Annotated in this window: 14 protein-coding genes; all 14 read right to left on the bottom strand. The window is 63.7% G+C overall.

Features of this window, described 5'->3' with window-relative positions:
• Positions 1–6 precede the first annotated feature (6 nt).
• The 14 genes from RQG77_RS04565 to fdhD all read right to left on the bottom strand — a co-directional run bounded on the left by RQG77_RS04565 (position 7) and on the right by fdhD (position 17,616).
• Positions 7–1,029, bottom strand: coding sequence for a PDR/VanB family oxidoreductase (locus RQG77_RS04565; protein WP_311243638.1), 1,023 nt, complete (start codon positions 1,027–1,029; stop codon positions 7–9).
• Between the two features lie 169 nt (positions 1,030–1,198).
• Entirely contained in the window at positions 1,199–2,041 is an 843-nt protein-coding gene (locus RQG77_RS04560; RefSeq protein ID WP_311243637.1) for an NAD(P)H-binding protein, read from the bottom strand.
• 75 nt (positions 2,042–2,116) lie between these two features.
• Positions 2,117–3,235, bottom strand: a complete 1,119-nt coding sequence (locus tag RQG77_RS04555; protein WP_311243636.1) for a GHKL domain-containing protein — start codon at positions 3,233–3,235, stop codon at positions 2,117–2,119.
• 206 nt (positions 3,236–3,441) lie between these two features.
• On the bottom strand, positions 3,442–4,164 hold the full coding sequence (locus RQG77_RS04550; protein WP_311243635.1) for a LytTR family DNA-binding domain-containing protein: 723 nt from the start codon (positions 4,162–4,164) through the stop codon (positions 3,442–3,444).
• A gap of 21 nt (positions 4,165–4,185) precedes the next feature.
• Complete coding sequence (locus RQG77_RS04545; protein ID WP_311243634.1) at positions 4,186–5,235, bottom strand: glycosyltransferase family A protein; 1,050 nt, start codon at positions 5,233–5,235, stop codon at positions 4,186–4,188.
• On the bottom strand, positions 5,232–5,858 hold the full coding sequence (locus RQG77_RS04540) for a hypothetical protein (RefSeq protein ID WP_311243815.1): 627 nt from the start codon (positions 5,856–5,858) through the stop codon (positions 5,232–5,234). Before RQG77_RS04540 ends, RQG77_RS04545 begins: the two co-directional genes overlap by 4 nt.
• Positions 5,858–8,290: a glycoside hydrolase family 3 C-terminal domain-containing protein gene (locus RQG77_RS04535; RefSeq protein ID WP_311243633.1), complete on the bottom strand. Its 2,433-nt coding sequence runs from the start codon at positions 8,288–8,290 to the stop codon at positions 5,858–5,860. The genes RQG77_RS04540 and RQG77_RS04535 overlap by 1 nt, the downstream gene beginning before the upstream one ends.
• 84 nt (positions 8,291–8,374) lie before the next feature.
• A complete protein-coding gene (locus tag RQG77_RS04530) occupies positions 8,375–11,290 on the bottom strand; it encodes a glycoside hydrolase family 3 C-terminal domain-containing protein (protein ID WP_311243632.1) in 2,916 nt (971 codons plus the stop codon).
• A gap of 125 nt (positions 11,291–11,415) precedes the next feature.
• Positions 11,416–11,820 carry a hypothetical protein gene (locus tag RQG77_RS04525; RefSeq protein WP_311243631.1) on the bottom strand — a complete coding sequence of 135 codons (405 nt, stop codon included), beginning with the start codon at positions 11,818–11,820 and terminating at the stop codon, positions 11,416–11,418.
• A gap of 140 nt (positions 11,821–11,960) precedes the next feature.
• On the bottom strand, positions 11,961–14,237 hold the full coding sequence (locus tag RQG77_RS04520; protein WP_311243630.1) for a glycoside hydrolase family 3 N-terminal domain-containing protein: 2,277 nt from the start codon (positions 14,235–14,237) through the stop codon (positions 11,961–11,963).
• Between the two features lie 333 nt (positions 14,238–14,570).
• A complete protein-coding gene (locus tag RQG77_RS04515; protein ID WP_311243629.1) occupies positions 14,571–15,182 on the bottom strand; it encodes a hypothetical protein in 612 nt (203 codons plus the stop codon).
• 87 nt (positions 15,183–15,269) lie between these two features.
• A complete protein-coding gene (locus RQG77_RS04510) occupies positions 15,270–15,833 on the bottom strand; it encodes a TetR/AcrR family transcriptional regulator (RefSeq protein WP_311243628.1) in 564 nt (187 codons plus the stop codon).
• An 18-nt stretch (positions 15,834–15,851) separates the two neighbouring features.
• Positions 15,852–16,538, bottom strand: a complete 687-nt coding sequence (locus RQG77_RS04505; protein ID WP_311243627.1) for a DsbA family oxidoreductase — start codon at positions 16,536–16,538, stop codon at positions 15,852–15,854.
• Between the two features lie 181 nt (positions 16,539–16,719).
• Positions 16,720–17,616 (bottom strand): formate dehydrogenase accessory sulfurtransferase FdhD, encoded by an 897-nt coding sequence (fdhD, locus tag RQG77_RS04500; RefSeq protein WP_311243626.1) that lies wholly within the window; start codon positions 17,614–17,616, stop codon positions 16,720–16,722.
• Between the last annotated feature and the right edge of the window lie 163 nt (positions 17,617–17,779).

Raw genomic sequence — 17,779 nt, 5'->3', positions numbered from 1 at the left:
GCTGTTTCAGATGTCGAGTTCGAGCTCCGGCGTGAGAGATCGCGAGCAGCACACGTTGATGCGGGAATGCGCATCAGGGCCCTGCCCACTCTGCGTGTGGTCTCGGTGGTCGGGAGTCCCCCGCAGCACCGTCGTGATACACGATCCGCAGATCCCCTGCCCGCACGACCGGTAGGTCTCATAGCCGTGGCGCTCGAGCACCTCAGCGATCGACTCGGTGGCCTCCACCCTCATGGCCTGCCCGGTCGATGCGGCGACCACCGTGAACGCTTCATCGGCATCCGACGCGGAAGGCGCGGCGTCGGACGAGAAGCGCTCTGTCACGAACTGGTCCGCGCGCCAGCCCGCCTCGAGTGCCCGCTCTCTCGCGAGCGTGATGAATCCGTCCGGCCCGCACGCATAGATCATGCCCTCGACAGTCGGTTCGAAGAGACCTTGAGGCCCGCCGGCTCGGAAGGAGTCACCGTCGTCACTGAAGTGCGTGAAAATCGATGACGCATAGGGGTGCGATCGCAGTTGCTCATGAAGCGGGAGGGAGGCGGCGCTCGCGGCGTACGCGTGCAGCTCGAAAGCACTTCCTGTGCGGTACAGCGACGCGGCCATCGACACGAGCGGTGTGATGCCCACCCCGCCGGACAGAAGAAGCGATGTCGATACCCCCGACGCCATCGCGAAGGTGTTGCGCGGCGGCGAGATGTGAAGGCGATCGCCGACGCGGACGTTCTCATGCACGTGACGCGACGCGCCACGCCCATCATCTTCTTTCTGCACGCAGACCGAGATGATTCCCTCATCCGGTGCCACATCCACGAGGGAGTACTGACGAATCAGCGTCTCCGTCAGATGCAGATCGACGTGCGCGCCCGGGTCGGGCGCGATCGCTCGTCCGGTGTCCACCAGGCGCAGGCTCAGCAGCACCGCGCGGTCAGAGACGAGTGTCCGATCAGCGACGACCACCTCCATCCGTGGCGACGAAGCCCGCCGTTCCTCGGTGCGGTCCCGTTTGCGCAATGCCGCGAAGAGTTTCATCTCTCGGCTCCTCTCTCCCGACTGCGGCATGACCACCGCCTACTTCTGATGGATCGCACAACGACGACGGCGGGCCCTGGTGACGACCATGGCCCGCCGTTGTCTATTCAGTTGCGGTTCGAGATAACTCTACAACACGTAGTGGTGATTCGTGGCGGGCAGAGCGCGATCAGACGGCAAGGTCTCGCAACCAGGCCTCAACGGTGCGCGGAGTGATTCCGAGGAGCTTCTGCGCCGAGCGCTCCTCGTCGATGACTTCTCCGGGCTGGGTCCACCGGAAGTGATACGAGTCGACCACAGGCCTGGCCGCATCCGCACCGAACATCGGGATGATCAGCTCACCGTAAGCCTCGGGCTCCTGCGCCTCGAACACGACAGGCTTGTCGAAGTACCGGGCGAAGCCCTCCGCGAGATCCGCGCCGAACTGAGGCGGAAGTGCGCCGGCAGTGACCACGCCCGTCACAGAGTTATCCGTCAACAGCGCGACGGCGATATCGGCCATGTCCAGGTGCGAAACCCAGGACACCGGGTAGTCATCGCGAATCGGGTAGCGCAGCGCTCCGTCTTCACGAGCCGGGCCCAGCGTGACCGGAAGCAAGAGGTTCTCCAGGAAGATGCGGGGCGCGATGACCGCGTACGAGACGCCAGACTCCGCCAAGGCCGCCGCCAGCATGCCGTGCGCCGTCAGCGTTCCATCAGGAAGTTCAGTGGGGTAGCCGCTGGTCGAGAACACGACCCGACCAGGACGTGCTTGGGCGACGGCTTCACCGATCTTCCGAGCGTAGGAGACCTGTTGATCGGGACTGGCGAGCGGCAGGTGCACGAACACCGCGTCAGCGTCCGCGTACGCCTGGACCAGCGATTCCACCGAGTCGTTGTCGATCGAGAGTGCCGGCCCCGTCACCTGCGCGCTGTCTCGAACCGCAGCCGTCGAGTGGTGTCCTGCCGCCCGAAGGGCGACAAGAACAGGGGAACCTTGGGCGCCAGTGGCACCATGCACGATAATTGTCATAAATCCATTAATGCATACACCGCATTGGTTCTGTCAAGTGCACTAATGGCGAGATCCAAAACTCATCCGGTTCGCTCATGCTGTCGTGGGGGCGCTGGGATGCGAGGGGAACAACACACAGAGCGAGAACCAGCGCCCGTCGGCCGTCGCCGATGCCGTGCCCCCATAGGCTCCCGCCGCAGTCTCGATATTGCGAAGCCCATAGCCATGCCCGGGCCCGAGTTGGCGGGTGACGATGCGGTCTCCGTCTCGGATCAGGATGCCGTCGAACGTGTTCTCCACGCGGACCATCGTGAAGTCGTCCTGAGCGAACACCGCAAGGCGGATCATGCGCTCGTCTTCGCCCTTCAGCGTCAGCGCCCCATCGATCGCGTTGTCGAGGGCGTTGCCCACGAGCGAGGTGAGTTCCATCGGACGCAGGAAGGCCAGGAGTCCCCCGTCGGCGACGACGGAGACTTCTATGCCGTGCTCGCGCGCACGAGCGAGCTTGGCGGTCACGATCGCGTCCAGCACATGACTGCCGGTCCGTACGACATCGCCGTAGCGATCGATCGAATCCTCAAGATCGTCGAGCATGCGTGATCGTGTGACGGCGTCGCGCTCCGAGCGGATCGCGCCCAGATGATGCTTCATATCGTGGTGTTTGCGGTTCACCTCGTCGATCGACCGCCGGGTGATCTCGTACTGGTCGTGCTGGCTGCGCAACAGCTGAGCCATCGCATTCGCGTCACGGCGCGCGATCCCTTCATTCTGCACCCGAAGCTGAACGTGCAGAGCGATGTAACCACACAGATCCACCAGCGTGCGGATGTAGAGGATCTCCGTTCCGAACCGGCCACTGAATGGTGTGTCGGTCGTGACGAAGCTGAGATTGGAGATCCCGAACGTGGCGGTCGCGATCGCGAACGCGCCCGCCAGCTGCACCCCGGTGACATCCAGCCGCGCTTCGCGATTGAATTGACAGTGCTCCGCGAACCAGACGACGATGAAGACAAAACCATAGAGAAGAAGAGCACCGATCGCCTGCGCATGAATGCCGAATACGCCCCCGTAGAAGCGATCGATCTGCCAGAACGCTGATGCGGCCAGCTCCGCGAGCACGAAGGCTCGAACGAGGACGTACCCCGCCCCCCGCGCAGTGGCGTCGACACTCGCGAAGACGAGTGCGTACATCACCGCGGCGGCGGTGAGCATGCCGGGGATCCACAAGGCGATGGGGAGGGTGCCTGCCCACACCTGCGTGACCATCAGCGCGAGGAACCCGAGGGCGCAGATCAACATGGTCATCGGAGCGCGAAAGCGACGTCTCGTGATCGTGATGTAGACGACACAGGCTCCCCATTCGGCGAGCGCCGTGAGGTAGCGAGGCATCTCCGCGATGAGCGGATCGTTGATGAAGCTCACGCCGAGATTCCCCGTGACCCGATGTGCTCGGCGAGTGCGGCCAGGAACTCGCGCTTGCGCGGCCGACTGATGGGCAGCCTTCCGCCCCCTCGGATTCGGCAGTCATTGCCATCGATGCCCGTCACGTGAGCGAGATTCACCAGCAGCCCGCTGTTGCACCTCAGGAAACCGAATTGCGACAGTTCGGCTTCCATAGACTTCACGGTCGTCGCAACACTGAAGATGCCATCGACAGTGTGCAGGTCGATGCGGTGCCGGACCGATTCCACGAATCGAATGTCGTCGACGCCGATGCGATGATGCGTCCCATCGGTCGCGGTGAACAGCACTTCCTGGCGAGGCCGTCGTCGCAGTCGCGTGATGACGCGTGACATCTCCTGCTCGAACGAGGCATAGGCCACCGGCTTCAGTAGATAGCTGAGTGCATCCACCTCGTACCCGCTCACCGCATAATGGGGCGAGCTCGTGACGAAGACGATGATGACTTCACTGTCGACTTCGCGAATCCTGCGGGCCGCTGTCATCCCGTCGACGCGTGGCATCTGCACGTCGAGGAAGATCACGTCCCACTCGGGACGGTAGTCGGCGATGACCTCGGCGCCGTCTCGAAAAGCGCTGACGCGGAAGGTCTCCCCCTGCTCGCGTTGGAAGCGGTCGAGGTGCGAGAGCAATCGCTCGATAGCGGTCGAATCGTCTTCGACAACCCCTACCCGGATCATCCGCGACCCCCTTTGGTCATCTCAGCTGAACCCGACGACTCTGCGCGCGACATGATAAGCAAGGCGCGTTGCTCGTCGTCCTGCAGTTCCGGGTAGATTGCTCATCTTACCGAGGAGAGTGTTGCGCATCCTGGTGTACAGCCAAGGGCTTTCCGCCCGGATCTCGCGCCAGAAGAGGTCCCGAGAGGCCAGATGCTCTCGCGTGCCGCCCCGAACGAGCGTGGCGCTGGTGACGGCGCAGATTCCCTCCAGATGATGCAGCAGCGTTCGGTGCAGTTGGATGGGAACGGTGCCGGCAGCGATCTCGCCCCGGCCGGGCAAGGCCGCGAACGCGAGCCTGTTGACGAGAAGCTGTTGTTCCGCCCTCTGCACCATCACGTCCGGCTCGACGGATTGCCCCTCCCTCCCGACCAGATAGCGGTACAGCGGCACCGGTAGATAGCGCATGCGACGCACGCGCGCGAGCGGCATCACCACCACCAGGTTGTCGACGTAGAAGGTGTGCTCGGGCAGGCGCAGTCCGCACTCCCGCAGGAGCTGTGTGCGATACACGATCGCGTGCATCATCAGCACCTGATGGCGGGCGAATCGCTCGGTGTCTGACCACTCGAAGACCCGTCCGGCGGGGAAGACCGTGGAGAATCGCGCCAGACGAGGGGTCTTACCCACCCGCTCATGCACGAAATCGGTGAAAACCGCATCAATACCGGTCGTCTGCCGCTCCCCGAGCAGCGCCAGCAGCGACCGCAAGGAGGGGATGTCGAACCAGTCGTCGGCATCCAGCACTTTGATGAACTCGCCACGAGCGTCCGCGAGTCCGGCGTTGATCGCGCCGCCGTGTCCGCGGTTCGCCTGATGGATGACCCGGAATCGGTCGGGATGCGCGGCCGCCCAGCGGTCGGCCAATTGCCCGGTGCGGTCGGTCGATCCGTCGTCGACCACGACGACCTCGATGCCGTCCACCTCGTCGAGTCCCTCCACCGCACGCGCGAGGTACGCGCTCGCGTTGTAGGCAGGAATGACGATCGTGAGGAGAGTTGCGGCACCGTCGCCGCCCGTTTCCGTCGTCATGGCGCCGTTACCCCTTCCACGACCTCCACCCGGATCGGCTTCTGACGGAAGATCACCTTGAAGATGGGGTAGAACACCCAGAACGAGATCGCCGAGTTGATGATCATCGTCAGCACATCGGCGACCACCGAGCCACCGGCACCCCATCCGGTGGTGATCATGAAGAAGTCGTAGATCGGCGCCTTGTAGAAGCCCTGCGCAGCGGCTGCGATGAAGGTGATCGCGACATACGCGACCGTGTACCAGAAGGCCGCGATCCAGGGCGACGTGTTCGACTTGAACGTGATGTTGCGCTGGAGGAAGAAGTTGATGACCTGCGCGATCAGCAGGGTGGTCTGAACCGCGAGGAAGTAGGCGAAGCCACCGCCTCCCTCAGGCAACGACCCTGCGGCATAGTCGAACATGTAATAGGTGCTGCCGTCGGCGTTGGTCCCGACCGGCCATGCTTGGAAGCTCAGATCCGTGAGTGATGTGTACGTGTCCAGCGCCCACCGAAACGCCGGCATGAGTCCGAGCTGCAGCACCGTCACGCCATTGGAGAGCAGGACGAACATGAGGAACTTCGACAGTTCCGGGCGTCTGATCTGAAAAGTCGCCCACCATTTCTTCACCGCAGCGAACATCACGCACCCCTCTTCTTGGCCAAGGCCTCAAGCTCTTCTCTGGTCGCCTTCTCGTCGCGACGCCCCCGGAAGTACGCACTGACGATGCGGCTCGATCCGCGAACGACCCGGCCGTTGAGCAACTGCAGAACGCCATCGGTGAGCCGCTCGGTGGCCAGCCCGCCACTCATCTTGGAGATCACACGGAACGGCGCATTCAGCAGGAACAGAATGTTCAGATCCGGCGCCCCCGCAGCTTCTGCTGCCCTGCGGCGCCGGTCGAGAATGCGGTAAGCCGCCCGAGCGACGAAGCTCGGGGCATTCGCCATCCGATCCATGGGGTCGTTCCGGTGCAATCGGCCGCCTCCCCACGCGGCGTCGGGCACCTCCCGACCCAGCAGAGCGACGAACGCCGCATCGTCTGCGAGCTTCGTGGTTCTCGTCTGCAACGGGTTCAGCACCACCGGCAGCGGCGGCAACGTCACGCCGGAACGCTCGACCGTCGTCTTCAGGCGATCGTCGCGGACATGCGATCCCACGAACACTTCGTACTCCCCCGCCTCCACCTGCCACGAGTCGCTGGGCACATCGAAGAAGCGGAACGTGCGCGCACCGAACAGAAGGGATACGCGCTCCGACGCACCCGCCTCCAGACGCACCTTCCGGTACCCCTTGAGCTCTACTGCAGGGCGTAGCACACCGCTGTCACCACGGCGTCCGACGTACATCTGCACGACGTCGCTTCCGCTTCGGGCACCTGTGTTCGTCACCGTCACGTGCACGGCATCGTCGACGACCTCGAGATCGCTGTACGCGAAGGTCGTGTACCCCAACCCGAAGCCGAACGGGAACGCCACGGGTTCACGCGTGGTCTCGTAGTGCCGGTAGCCCGGAAACGGCCCCTCCCGGTACTCAGCGGTTCGCGCATCGCTGGGGAAAGCCCCGGCCGTCGGCGTATCGCCGAGAGAGAGCGGGATCGTCTCCGCAAGCCGTCCCCCTGGCTCGACCGCACCCGTGAGGATGTCGACGATCGCCTCGGCTCCGGCCTGTCCTCCCAGATACGCGTGCACGACAGCAGCGGAGTGCTCGATCCATGGCATCTCCACCACCCCACCGGCGCTGATCAGCACCACGATGCGGGGGTTGACGGCGTGCACCTCACGCAGCAGCCGCAACTGTTCGGAGGGCAGCTTCAACGACGTGCGATCGATGCCCTCCGACTCGGCGATCTCGGGAAGGCCGAGCGCAAGCACGACGACCTCGGCGCCCTGAGCGACGGCGACGGCCTCCGCGCGCAGCGCGTCATCAGGGCGTCCGTCCCGTCGGAATCCTTCTGCGATGCCGGCAACGATGACCGACGATTCTGCCAGCGCCTCGCGCAGCGTCGGGAGCCGCACCACGTTCACCAGCGATGAGCCGGCGCCCTGATAGCGCGGTTCAGTGGCGAATGCGCCGATCAATGCGACAGATGCATCGGCTTTCAACGGCAGGAGCTCATCTTCGTTGCGCAGCAGTACGGTGGATTCGGCGGCTGCGCGCCGGGCAAGCGTGTGGTGCGCATCAAGATCCACTGCGTTCACCGGAGTCCCCGACACTCGGCGAACGAGCGCGATCACCTCGGCCGCGCGAGCGTCGAGATCCTCGATCGACAGATCGCCGCGCTCGACGGCGGCGACGAGTTCACGCGCCGAGTCCAGCCCGGGCGACGGCATCTCGAGGGAGCCGCCTGCTGCTGCCCCCGCCACCGCGTCATTGCTGCCACCCCAGTCAGACACCACCGCACCGGAGAATCCCCACTCCCGGCGCAGGACGTCACCCAGAAGGTGAGAGTTCTCATGCGCGTACGTCCCGTTCACCAGGTTGTACGAGGTCATGATCGCCCACGGGTCTGCTTCGCGCACGACGATCTCGAACGCGGTCAGATACACCTCCCGGAGTGTTCGCTCATCGATGACGGAGTCGCTGACCATGCGGCGCAGCTCCTGACTGTTGACGGCGAAGTGTTTCGGCGTCGCCGCGACGCCCTGAGACTGGATGCCGCGCACGTAGGCCGCTGCCAACCGCCCGGACAGCTCAGGATCTTCGGAGAAGTACTCGAAGTTCCGTCCGCCGAGCGGGCTGCGCTTGATGTTCAACCCGGGGCCGAGCAGCACACCCACCCCCTGCGCAGATGCTTCCACGCCGAGCGCAACGCCGATCTGCTCGGCAAGCTGCTCATCCCAGCTGTTCGCAATGGTCGCGGCCGTCGGGAAGCAGGTTGCCGGTTCCGAACCGTTCAATCCCAGGTGATCTGCGGATCCGAGCTGCTTGCGCAGTCCATGCGGGCCATCGGCCAACCAGACGGCGGGGAGATCAATGCTCTCGAGTGCGCGGGTCTGCCAGTGGTTGGCGCCGCTGAGCAGCGCGGCCTTCTCCAGAAGAGTGAGGCGGGCGAGGAGTGTGGTGATGTTCACGTGAGATCTTTCGATGGGATTCATCGGCATCGACGGTGGGCCGGTTGCCGGGTGGGCGAGTGGACGCCACCCGGCAACCGAGGATCACTCCGCTGACGACAGCGGGGCGCGGTGACGACGAACGCGAAGCACGATCATCACGACAGCGCCCAGGACGAGCAACGCCAGAACGCCGGTGATGATGTACTGCCAGATCACCCAGGCAGGCGGCGTGTACTCGACAGTCGCCCCCGGTGCCAGGCCGTTCATCGCGTTCGAGTTGGCGACCGTGAACAAGACGTTGTGAGTCGCGGTACGAATGTCGCTGACCGCCTTGGCGGAGCCGGAGTCGTTGAACGATTTCGATGGCTGGAAGGTGAGCATCAGGTCGGTGCCCGCCGCGATCCCCTCGTTCGGGTTCATGTAGGGGTACAGGTTGAAGTCCGAGATGGCGAACCCTTCGAAGCCCCATTCACCCCGCAGGACATCATCCATCAGCGGCGCCGAACCACCCGCCCACGTCGAGCCGATGCGGTTGAAGGAACTCATGATTCCCAGCGACCCGACAGCGGTCTCCTCGAGCGTGCCCTGATCGTCGGAGATGTAGCGGACATCCATGACGATGTCCTTCACACCCATCTCGAAGGGCTTGAGATAGATCTCACGGATCGTCTGCTCCGTGGCCCAGGTCGCTATGCCGTTGTTGACGCGATTCGTCTCCTGCTCATTGAGCGCGAAGTGCTTGAGCGTCGTGTAGACACCCTTGGTACCGGCACCGTCAGCAACTGCCGTGAGCATCCGCCCAGACAGGAACGGGTCCTCGGAGTAGTACTCGAAGTTGCGTCCGCCGAACGGAGAGCGATGCAGGTTGGCCGCCGGCGCATACCATCCGTTGATCCCCTTGAAGATCGCCTCATTGCCGAGCATCGCTCCCATCGCTGCACCGATCTCGACATCCCAGGTCTGCGCGATGAGCACTTCCGATGGGTAGGCCGTGCCGTTGATCGACGAGTTGATGAACGACGAGAACCCGGCAGGCCCGTCCGGCTCGAGCGTCTGCGGCTTGCCGATCGATCCGATCGCCGCGGTCTGATATGCGCCGTTGAGGAGCATCGATGACATGTCTCCGACGCTCAGGGAGTCGAGCAGCTCCTCCCAGGCGGGGTCGTCCTTGGCCAGCCCCCGCATGTCGATCAGCGACAGGTCTGTAGCGGCGTCAGTGGTTGGCCGCGTGCCGTCGAACTTCTCGGCCTCCGCTTCGTGGTCCCAGACGTCGAACCCTTCGGCGACATCCTCGTCCGCGATCAGCATCTCCCCGGAGGGCGCTGTCGGGAACGTACCCGCGAAGTCCGCCCGCGACATGACCGGAATCTTGCCGGTCTCACCCTCGGTGCTGAACTGCGCCGACACATCGTCGAACTGATTGGTGACCTCAGAGAGGTCTGACGCCCGATGGTCATCCCCGGTGTAGACGACATCCGACTCCACCGTGTAGATCACGGGCGCCGTGCCCGCGGCCGGAGTGTGCGAGTCGGTGCGCACACTCAACTCGTACTGCCCGGCCTCCAGCACATACGCGCGTGCATCGATGTAGTCGTACGACGCCATGTCCTCGACGGCGACCTCGATGGTCACCGACTCGCTGGCGCCCGGATCGATGAGACCCGTCTTGGCGAAGCCACCCAGCGTCACCGCCGATTTCTCGATGCCTCCCGGTGTGTACGGCGCCGAGTAGTAAAGCTGCACCACATCGCGACCTGTGACGTCACCGACGTTGCGCACATCGACGGTGACTGCGATGCTGCCGTCCACGGATCCAGCCTCGGTACCCGTGATCTCCCATGCGAAGTCCGTGTAGCTGAGACCGTGACCGAAGGGGTAGACGACGGCCTCGTCGTAGTCGATGAACCCTTCGATGTCTGCCGTCTCGTAGTAGCGGTAACCGAAGTAGATACCCTCCGCGTAGTTCACGAAGGGGGCTTCATCGGTGACATCCGCGTTGGACGTTGCACTCTCGGTGACCGGCACCGGGTACGACGGCGCCACGTTGTCATAGAGGAACGTGCCGAAGTTGGCGAAGGTCGGATCTGCGGTGAAATCCGATGCCCAGAGATCGACCGTCCGACCGGAGGGATTGACCTCCCCGGCGAGGATGCTTCCCAGCGCATTGAATGCGGTGGAGCCGGGCGACCCCGCAAGCAGTACGGCGTCGATGTCGGCATCGCGCTGAATGTCAGCGAGCTCCACTGTCGTCGACGCGTTCACGACCACTACGACCGTCGAGAAGTTCTCCTTGGCCAGCGTGATCAGGTCGCGCTCGTCCTTGTTCAGTTCGAGCTGATGCTGGCCCGGCTCTGCGTTGGCGTCCCAATCCGCCATATCCTGCGTCAGATCGCCTCCTTCACCTCCCGGACGACCGATGAAGACGACAGCCGCATCACCGAACTCCGAGAACGACGAGGCGAGTGACTCGTATTCACCGACGGGCAGCTCACCGATGTTGTAGCTGGAGATGTCGGGACGATCCATCTCGATGTAGCCGCGAGGATTCGCCGATGCGAACTCCTCGATGGCGGTGTACACCGATTCGTTGATCGTGAAGCCCGCATTCTCGAGACCACGACGAGCGTCGATCGCGGAGTTCGTGTCAACCGACCCCGAGCCGGAGCCGCCGTAGACGGGGTCAGCGGCAGCGCGTCCCAGCATCGTGACCTTCGACCCCGTGTTCAGCGGGAGCGCCCGGCCGTCGTTCTTCGCGAGGACGATGCCCCCTGCACCGATCTCTTCGACGAGTTCGAGCGCCGCGGCGTCGACCTCTTCGAGCGAGTCGTAGTCGGCGGCGTAGTAGTCCGTCTCCCAATCCTTCGAGGCGGCGGTGTTCGTGAACGTGTATGTTCCCGAGCCGAGCTGCGACGCGACCCACCCTGTCGCGACGTTCATCGCGACATTCGCGACGATCGTCACGATGCTCACGAGTGCGATGACCGGGATCCAGATCATCAGATACTTCTTGTTGGACATGGCGGCCTTCGGGGCCTTCCCACTCCGGGACGATCGTACGTTCACTTCTTTACTCCTCGAAAAACTGATGTGGAGAGCTGAGCGCTTGAACCGATCCCGCCGTGAGCGGGGGGCCCGAGCCCGTGCTACTCGGCGACCGCAGAGATGTTGCCGTCCTGGTCGATCTGCCAGGTCTCATCGGTCTCGGCCGATGTCGCTTCGATGACGTAGTTGCCGTCGCTGATGTTCACCGTTCCCGTCACGCGATCAGCCGCCTCCGACTTCACGAAGGGCATCACGAGCAGGCCGTACTTCTCGGTGGGCTGCGTGACATCGCCGGCGAGCATGACCTGGGCCACATTCGGCTGCTCGGCCAGAGCATCCTCGACTGCCTGACGTGCGCCTTCCAGGTCGGTCTTCACATCGACGTCTGCCGTCTGGGTCTGCGACGATCCCGCTCCGGCGTCCGTCGAGCACGCGGTCAGACCGAAGGAACCGGTCGCGATGATCAACGCCGTGAAGACAGCGGCGCGAGTCGACTTGATTTTCATTTCTGCTCCCTTGAGTAAGTCGGTCGGATCCTTCAAGTACCCGGACCGTTCGGACAGACCGCGACGGCACGCCGTCGCGGTCTGCGCGGGTGTCGTGGCCGACGGGACATCTGCCGGCCACGACACCCTGGTATTCACGTTCAGCCGGAGATGACTCCGCCATAGTTCAGGCCGAACCCGTAGTCGTAGACGCTGCCGACGGTGTCGGTGTACGGCGTCATGTCCTTCGGGACGTCCTCGAACTGGGCCTCGACCGTCTCCATGTCAGCGGGGAACTGAATGGGCAGACGCCCCTTCGGCTCGTGCATTCCGATCGCGACCTCGATGAGCGAACGATCGCTCGTCCCGAAGCCGACCAGGATCGCGTCCGCGTTCGGCTCGAACTCGGCCGGGATGGTCGCATTGACGGCCTTGAGCACCGTGACCACCGGGATGTCCTTACCCGAGGCCTCGACGGCAGCGACCGCACGCTCGAAGGCGTCGAGGTCGGCGCTGTTGAGAACCTTCGACTCGGCACCGAAGTACCCGCGGTTCTCCTTCGAGCCATCCGCGAGGATGTCACCGCTGATAGACGTCTTACGTACGCTCTCGCCGTCAGCGACATAGGGACGGTATTGCAGCGACAGTGGGTAGTACGCTCCCGTGTCGGGGTCCATGCCCGGGCCATCGAACTCTTCGCCGTTGTCAGGGCTGTTCATTCCGACCAGTACGAGATCGACATCCGAGAGGTCGGGCGCCGTGTAGCTGGTGACGACCCCGTCAGCATCCATCACGGCTTCATCTGTGACCACGGTGCCGAAGTATTCTTCCGCGATCTCGAGATCGATGCCTGCGTACTCCTTGTACTCGGCGGGACCGAAGACTCCGGGCAACCCGATGTTGTACGAACGCGGGATGTAGACGGTCTTGTCCGACCAGTCATCCGCCTTCGCTGCGGCGATGGTCTCATCTTCGTTCTTGAGCATGACGACCGAGTCGAGCTGGGCTGCGTAGCCGGCATCCACCTTGTCCTTGCTCGCGAGCTCCTTCTTCGAGACCTCGGGGTCGACGAACGCGTTCTCGTACAGTCCTGGCGTGAACATCATCATCAGAATCCGCGATGCCGACTCGCGGAACCGCGTCTCGGCGTCGATCTCGCGCTCACCGGCCTCGAACTCCTGCTGCCAGAGATCGGCTGCTTCGAGAATGTGAGTGGAGTCGTTGACCCCTCCGAACATGTCGTGCCCGGTCGTGAGCACGGTGAGGTAGCGCTCGGGCAACGACATCGCTTCGGCCCCCCAGGCCATACCGATCGTCCCCTCCCCGTCCTCCACTGAGTCCATGACACCCCAGTCGGTGACCACGACGCCGTCATAGCCGTTGTCGTCGCGCAGCACCGACAGACGGCCGGCGTCGTACGCCGATCCCGTGCGGTCGTCGAACAGCGCGTCGCCGTTGGCATCCAGCGCAACCCCGTAGGCCGTCATGACGGCGGCCGCGTCGAGCGCACCGAGGAACGGAGCGATCTGCTCGTCGAAGTTGTCACCCGGGTAGACCCCGTACTTGCCCTGGTCGGTGTGCGCCTCGCGCCCACCCTCGCCGGGCCCGTCACCTGACCAGTGCTTGATCATGGCGTTGACGAAATTGTTGGTGCCCGACTCCGGATCGACGGAGCCCTGGAATCCATCCACATACGCAGATGCGAGCTCGGTGACCTGATCGACGTCCTCGCCGAACGTGCCTCCGACGCGAAGCCAACGAGGCTCAGTCGCGAGGTCGATCTGCGGGCTGAGCGCCGTGGCGATGCCCAGAGCGCGGTACTCCGCAGCGGTCATCTCGCCGAACTGACGCACGTACTCCGGGTCGAAGGTCGCCGCCAATCCGAGGTTTGACGGCCAGCGGGAGATGTCGCTTCCCTTGGCGTTGTATCCACCCGTTCCTGCTGTGGAGCGGGGGTCGGTGCTGAAGTTCACGGGGACATAGGGCATGTCGGCGGAGGCGAGACCCTCCACGTGGGCCTGCATCTCGTTCACCCACGGAACCGTCTCATCGATGACGCTGCCTGCGGCGTTGAGCACGTTGCGCACGTTGCCGTCTTCGAGATACGTCTTCTGAGGATCGGTCAGGCCGTCACCCGGGGAGCGTTCATGCGTGCTCACGAGCATCAGTCCGGCGATCTGCTCGATGGACATGCCAGCCGCGATATCGTCCGCACGTTCACGGTCGTCGAGACGCCAGTCTTCCCACTTGTCGAGCTTGCCGTTGGCGTTCATGTCCTTGAAGGCCAACGTCGCGCCATCGTCCTCGACCTCGATGAGTTCGACCGGCCCATCGGCGGCGAAAGACAGCGTCTTTCCACCGCGAGGGTTCTCCACGACCGTGAAAGTCGTCGTGCCGTCGTTCACCTCACGAGTCGAGTACTCGGACGGTTCTGCCACCGAGCAGCCTATGAGCGTGACGGCAAGACCGATCCCGGTGATTGCAGCAATTCCTCTTTTTGACTCGGCCTTCATTGGCCTGTCCCTTCGTCATGGGGATGCTCCTCACGAGGTGGCACTCCCAAACCTCGACCCCGCCTCTGGAGCCGTAGCACCCCGCCCGTGATCCATTCCATGGCCGAGGCCGGGGACTGCATCAGAGGGGATTTATCGCCTTATTCAGATTCACATCGCGGCGCGGACCGCACCCGTCTCACCGCATATTCGGTCGGTTTCGGCGCATAGCCTGTCCGAGCGGCACCGCGCGATGACGCTCGTGCGCCGCGCACGGCCTCACGAGACGATGGAGTACTCACGTGCGGGAACCACGACGACAGCGTCCTCACGGCGGAAGATGAGCTTGAAGATCGGGAAGAACACCGCGCACGAGATGAGTGCGTTGATCAACATTGTGACGGCGTCTGCTGTGGCCTCCCCCGCTGCGCCCATTCCCCAGGACGTGATGAACAGACTGTAGATCGGCCCCTTGTAAAGGCCCTGGAGTGCGGCGGCACCGAAGGTGATCACGACGAAGGCGATCAGGTACCAGAACGCCGCCCACCAGGGGTTGCTGTTGGACTTGAACGTGATGTTCCGCTGGGCGAAGAAGTTCAGGATCTGCGCCACGGCAAGAGTGATCTGGACTGCGAGAAAGTACGACAGACCACCCCCGCCCTCGGGAATGGGGCCGGCGGGATAGTCGAAGATGAAGTAGTCGCCGAGTGGCAGCGCACGAAACGTCACGTCTTCGAGCGTCGTGGTTCCGAGCCAGATTCGCACGAGCGGCATCATCACGAGCTGCAGGACCGTCATTCCGACGTTGAGCGCAGAGAAGATGATCAGCTGTGACCATGTGGGTCGGGCGAGGGCGAAGTCGTGCCAACGTCGAGTAAGGGTGCGGGACATCTGAGCAGTCAAGCAAGTGGGCGCTCACCCCCAGGAACAGGCTCATGATCTGTCGGATCATCCGCACGAATTGCGCGTTCGACCTCGCTAGCGCTCATCCTCGTGTGCCCGGAGCCCCCGGAGGACGAATTCGCAGCGCCGAAGGTACTCGGCCCGGGAAGAATCGGTCTGTCGCGCGATCACACCGCGTTCCCAGATCACGCCGTGGAGATCATCCTCGGTGAGGTCGCGGCGGATTCTTCCCGAGGACTGTGCACCCTCGAGGAGTTCCAGCGCGAACGTACGTGCACGATCACACAGCGCGATGAGAACCTCGGAGTCGGGTGATACCCGCAGGAGCACATCATTCGCCGCCGGTTCATCGAACTGCAGCGACCACACCCGCAGCAGATACTGCTCGAACCGCTCCGCGGGAGCGGCCTCCAAAGCACCTACATCTCGGATGATCTCATCGACCTGAGTAGCGACGAGTTCGTCGATCACGGAATCGATCAAACCCGCCCGGCTGCCGAAGCGGTGATAGATCGTCCCCTTGGCCTTGCCTGCGACCCGAGCGACCTCTTCTAAAGGCGAGGTCAAACCGTTCGCACGGAACACCTCCAAAGCAGCCTGGCGAATGACCTCGACGTTGTGCCGCGCGTCAGCCCGCATCGCCGCCCACCACCCTCATCAAGAAGGCACGACGGCATCGTCGATCGTCTGCCACGCCGACGCCAGAGCGCGCTCGAATGCCGCCTTCGGCTGCGCGCCCGAGAGCGCGAGTCGACCGTCGAACAGGAAGTAGGGCACGCCCTGAACCCCGAGCGATCGGGCACGCGAGATGTCCTCGGTCACCTCGTCGTCGTAGTCCGTCCCTTCGACGACCGCACGAACGTCGATCTCGCTCAAGCCCACCCCGCCGGCAAGCTCCGCCAGCACCGCCGCATCCGCGACATCGCGACCCTCGGAGAAGTGCGCCCGGAACAGCGCCTCGACCATCGCATCACCGGCTCCATGAGCAGCCGCGTAGTGGATGACCCGGTGCGCGCTGCGCGTGCTGATGGTCAGCACGTTCTCGAAGTCGTACTCGATGCCCGCCTCCGCTCCGCGTGTCGCCAACTCCCGGCGGCCAGCCTGCATCTGTTCGATCGGGACGCCCCTCTCCCTCATCAGCGATTCGAGATCGGTCGGGTGGTCGGCCGGAAGGTCGGGCATCAGCAGGAAACTCCGGTGACGGACGCTGATGCGATCTGCGTGCGGCGAATCGGCGATCGCCTGCTGCAACAGAGAGTGTCCGAGATAGCAGAACGGGCACATGATGTCACTCCACACCTCAACGGTGAGGACCGGGCGCGAGTTCTGCTGAGCCTCGTTCATGCGCAGTATCCGTTGATGTCGCAGACTCCATAGGCTCCGTCGTCGATCAGAACGATCTCGGGAGCCTCCTCTGCGGCCGACGACTCCTGATGGACCTGCTGACTACTTGACTTCATAGGCAAGAACCTATTCATTTCTTGACGCCTATGTCAAGTTAGGATGCCTGTCCGAATCGCCTGGTTCAGACCATCACCCGCTCGGGTCGTGTATAGACGTTCATAGAGGCTCCACGAACGAAGCCCAGCAGCGTCAGCCCCGACGATGCCGCGAGCTCGACCGCGAGAGACGATGGCGCCGACACTGCAGACAGGATCGGAATACCGGCCATGACAGCCTTCTGCACGAGTTCGAAGCTCGCACGCCCCGATACCTGCAATACGGTCCCTCTGAGCGGAAGGCGATCGTGCAGCACGGCCCAACCGATGACTTTGTCCACGGCATTGTGCCTGCCGACGTCTTCGCGAAGCACGAGCATCTCGCCGGTCGTCACATCGAACAGCGCGGCCGCATGCAACCCGCCCGTCTTGTCGAAGGCGGCCTGCCCTGCGCGCAGCGCATCGGGTAGTCCGCGCACGGCCGTCGCGGCGATCGATGTCTCATCGCTCGAAACCTCATAGCGCGAGATCTTCTCGATGGCGTCGATTGACGCCGTGCCACATACTCCGCACGAACTGGTCGTGTAGAAGTTGCGCGCGATATCGGTAGACGGAAGTGTCACTCCCGCTGCGAGCGCGACATCGAGCACGTTGTAGGTGTTCGCTTCGGCTGCCAGCACCCCCACCGGTGCCGGGCCGATGGTGAGCAGTGGTGCTGACGAAGAAGGGCCGGATCCCGGTCCGCCGCAGTGGATCGCCGATCGGAACTCTTCCCCGGCCCCGATGACCCCTTCGCTGACCAGGAAGCCCGCCGCGAGTTCGACATCGTGGCCGGGTGTGCGCATCGTGACCGAGAGTGCGGTGCCGGCAACCCGGATCTCGAGCGGCTCTTCGACCGCCAGCACATCGGCGCGCTGTCTCACCTCGGTCTCATCCGCGAGGACGATTCGGGTGACGCGGGTGCGTGTCGTGATCCGGCCCATGCCAGCCTCCGTCCATGTGGAGTGTCGGTGCGGACACGTCCATGATTCGAGGGTATCGGCGGCCGTTCCCGATGGGGTCCTTCGGCATTCCACGTTCGCGATCACCTGATGGATGATCGGTGTTGCCGCAGCCGAGGATTCTCCCGCAAATGCGTTCTCGTCG

This window comes from Microbacterium sp. WCS2018Hpa-23, assembly GCF_031843845.1.
Taxonomy (GTDB): Bacteria; Actinomycetota; Actinomycetes; order Actinomycetales; family Microbacteriaceae; genus Microbacterium.
The sequence above is the reverse complement of the archived record's forward strand: the minus strand, read 5'-3'. Positions and strand labels throughout refer to the sequence as shown.

Excerpts from the sequence above, each read along its gene's own strand:
- RQG77_RS04565 (WP_311243638.1), bottom strand. The coding sequence starts at position 1,029 with ATGAAACTCTTCGCGGCATTGCGCAAACGGGACCGCACCGAGGAACGG.
- RQG77_RS04560 (WP_311243637.1), bottom strand. The coding sequence starts at position 2,041 with ATGACAATTATCGTGCATGGTGCCACTGGCGCCCAAGGTTCCCCTGTT.
- RQG77_RS04555 (WP_311243636.1), bottom strand. The coding sequence starts at position 3,235 with ATGCTCACCGCCGCCGCGGTGATGTACGCACTCGTCTTCGCGAGTGTC.
- RQG77_RS04550 (WP_311243635.1), bottom strand. The coding sequence starts at position 4,164 with ATGATCCGGGTAGGGGTTGTCGAAGACGATTCGACCGCTATCGAGCGA.
- RQG77_RS04545 (WP_311243634.1), bottom strand. The coding sequence starts at position 5,235 with ATGACGACGGAAACGGGCGGCGACGGTGCCGCAACTCTCCTCACGATC.
- RQG77_RS04540 (WP_311243815.1), bottom strand. The coding sequence starts at position 5,858 with ATGTTCGCTGCGGTGAAGAAATGGTGGGCGACTTTTCAGATCAGACGC.
- RQG77_RS04530 (WP_311243632.1), bottom strand. The coding sequence starts at position 11,290 with ATGTCCAACAAGAAGTATCTGATGATCTGGATCCCGGTCATCGCACTC.
- RQG77_RS04525 (WP_311243631.1), bottom strand. The coding sequence starts at position 11,820 with ATGAAAATCAAGTCGACTCGCGCCGCTGTCTTCACGGCGTTGATCATC.
- RQG77_RS04515 (WP_311243629.1), bottom strand. The coding sequence starts at position 15,182 with ATGTCCCGCACCCTTACTCGACGTTGGCACGACTTCGCCCTCGCCCGA.
- RQG77_RS04510 (WP_311243628.1), bottom strand. The coding sequence starts at position 15,833 with ATGCGGGCTGACGCGCGGCACAACGTCGAGGTCATTCGCCAGGCTGCT.
- RQG77_RS04505 (WP_311243627.1), bottom strand. The coding sequence starts at position 16,538 with ATGAACGAGGCTCAGCAGAACTCGCGCCCGGTCCTCACCGTTGAGGTG.
- fdhD (WP_311243626.1), bottom strand. The coding sequence starts at position 17,616 with ATGGGCCGGATCACGACACGCACCCGCGTCACCCGAATCGTCCTCGCG.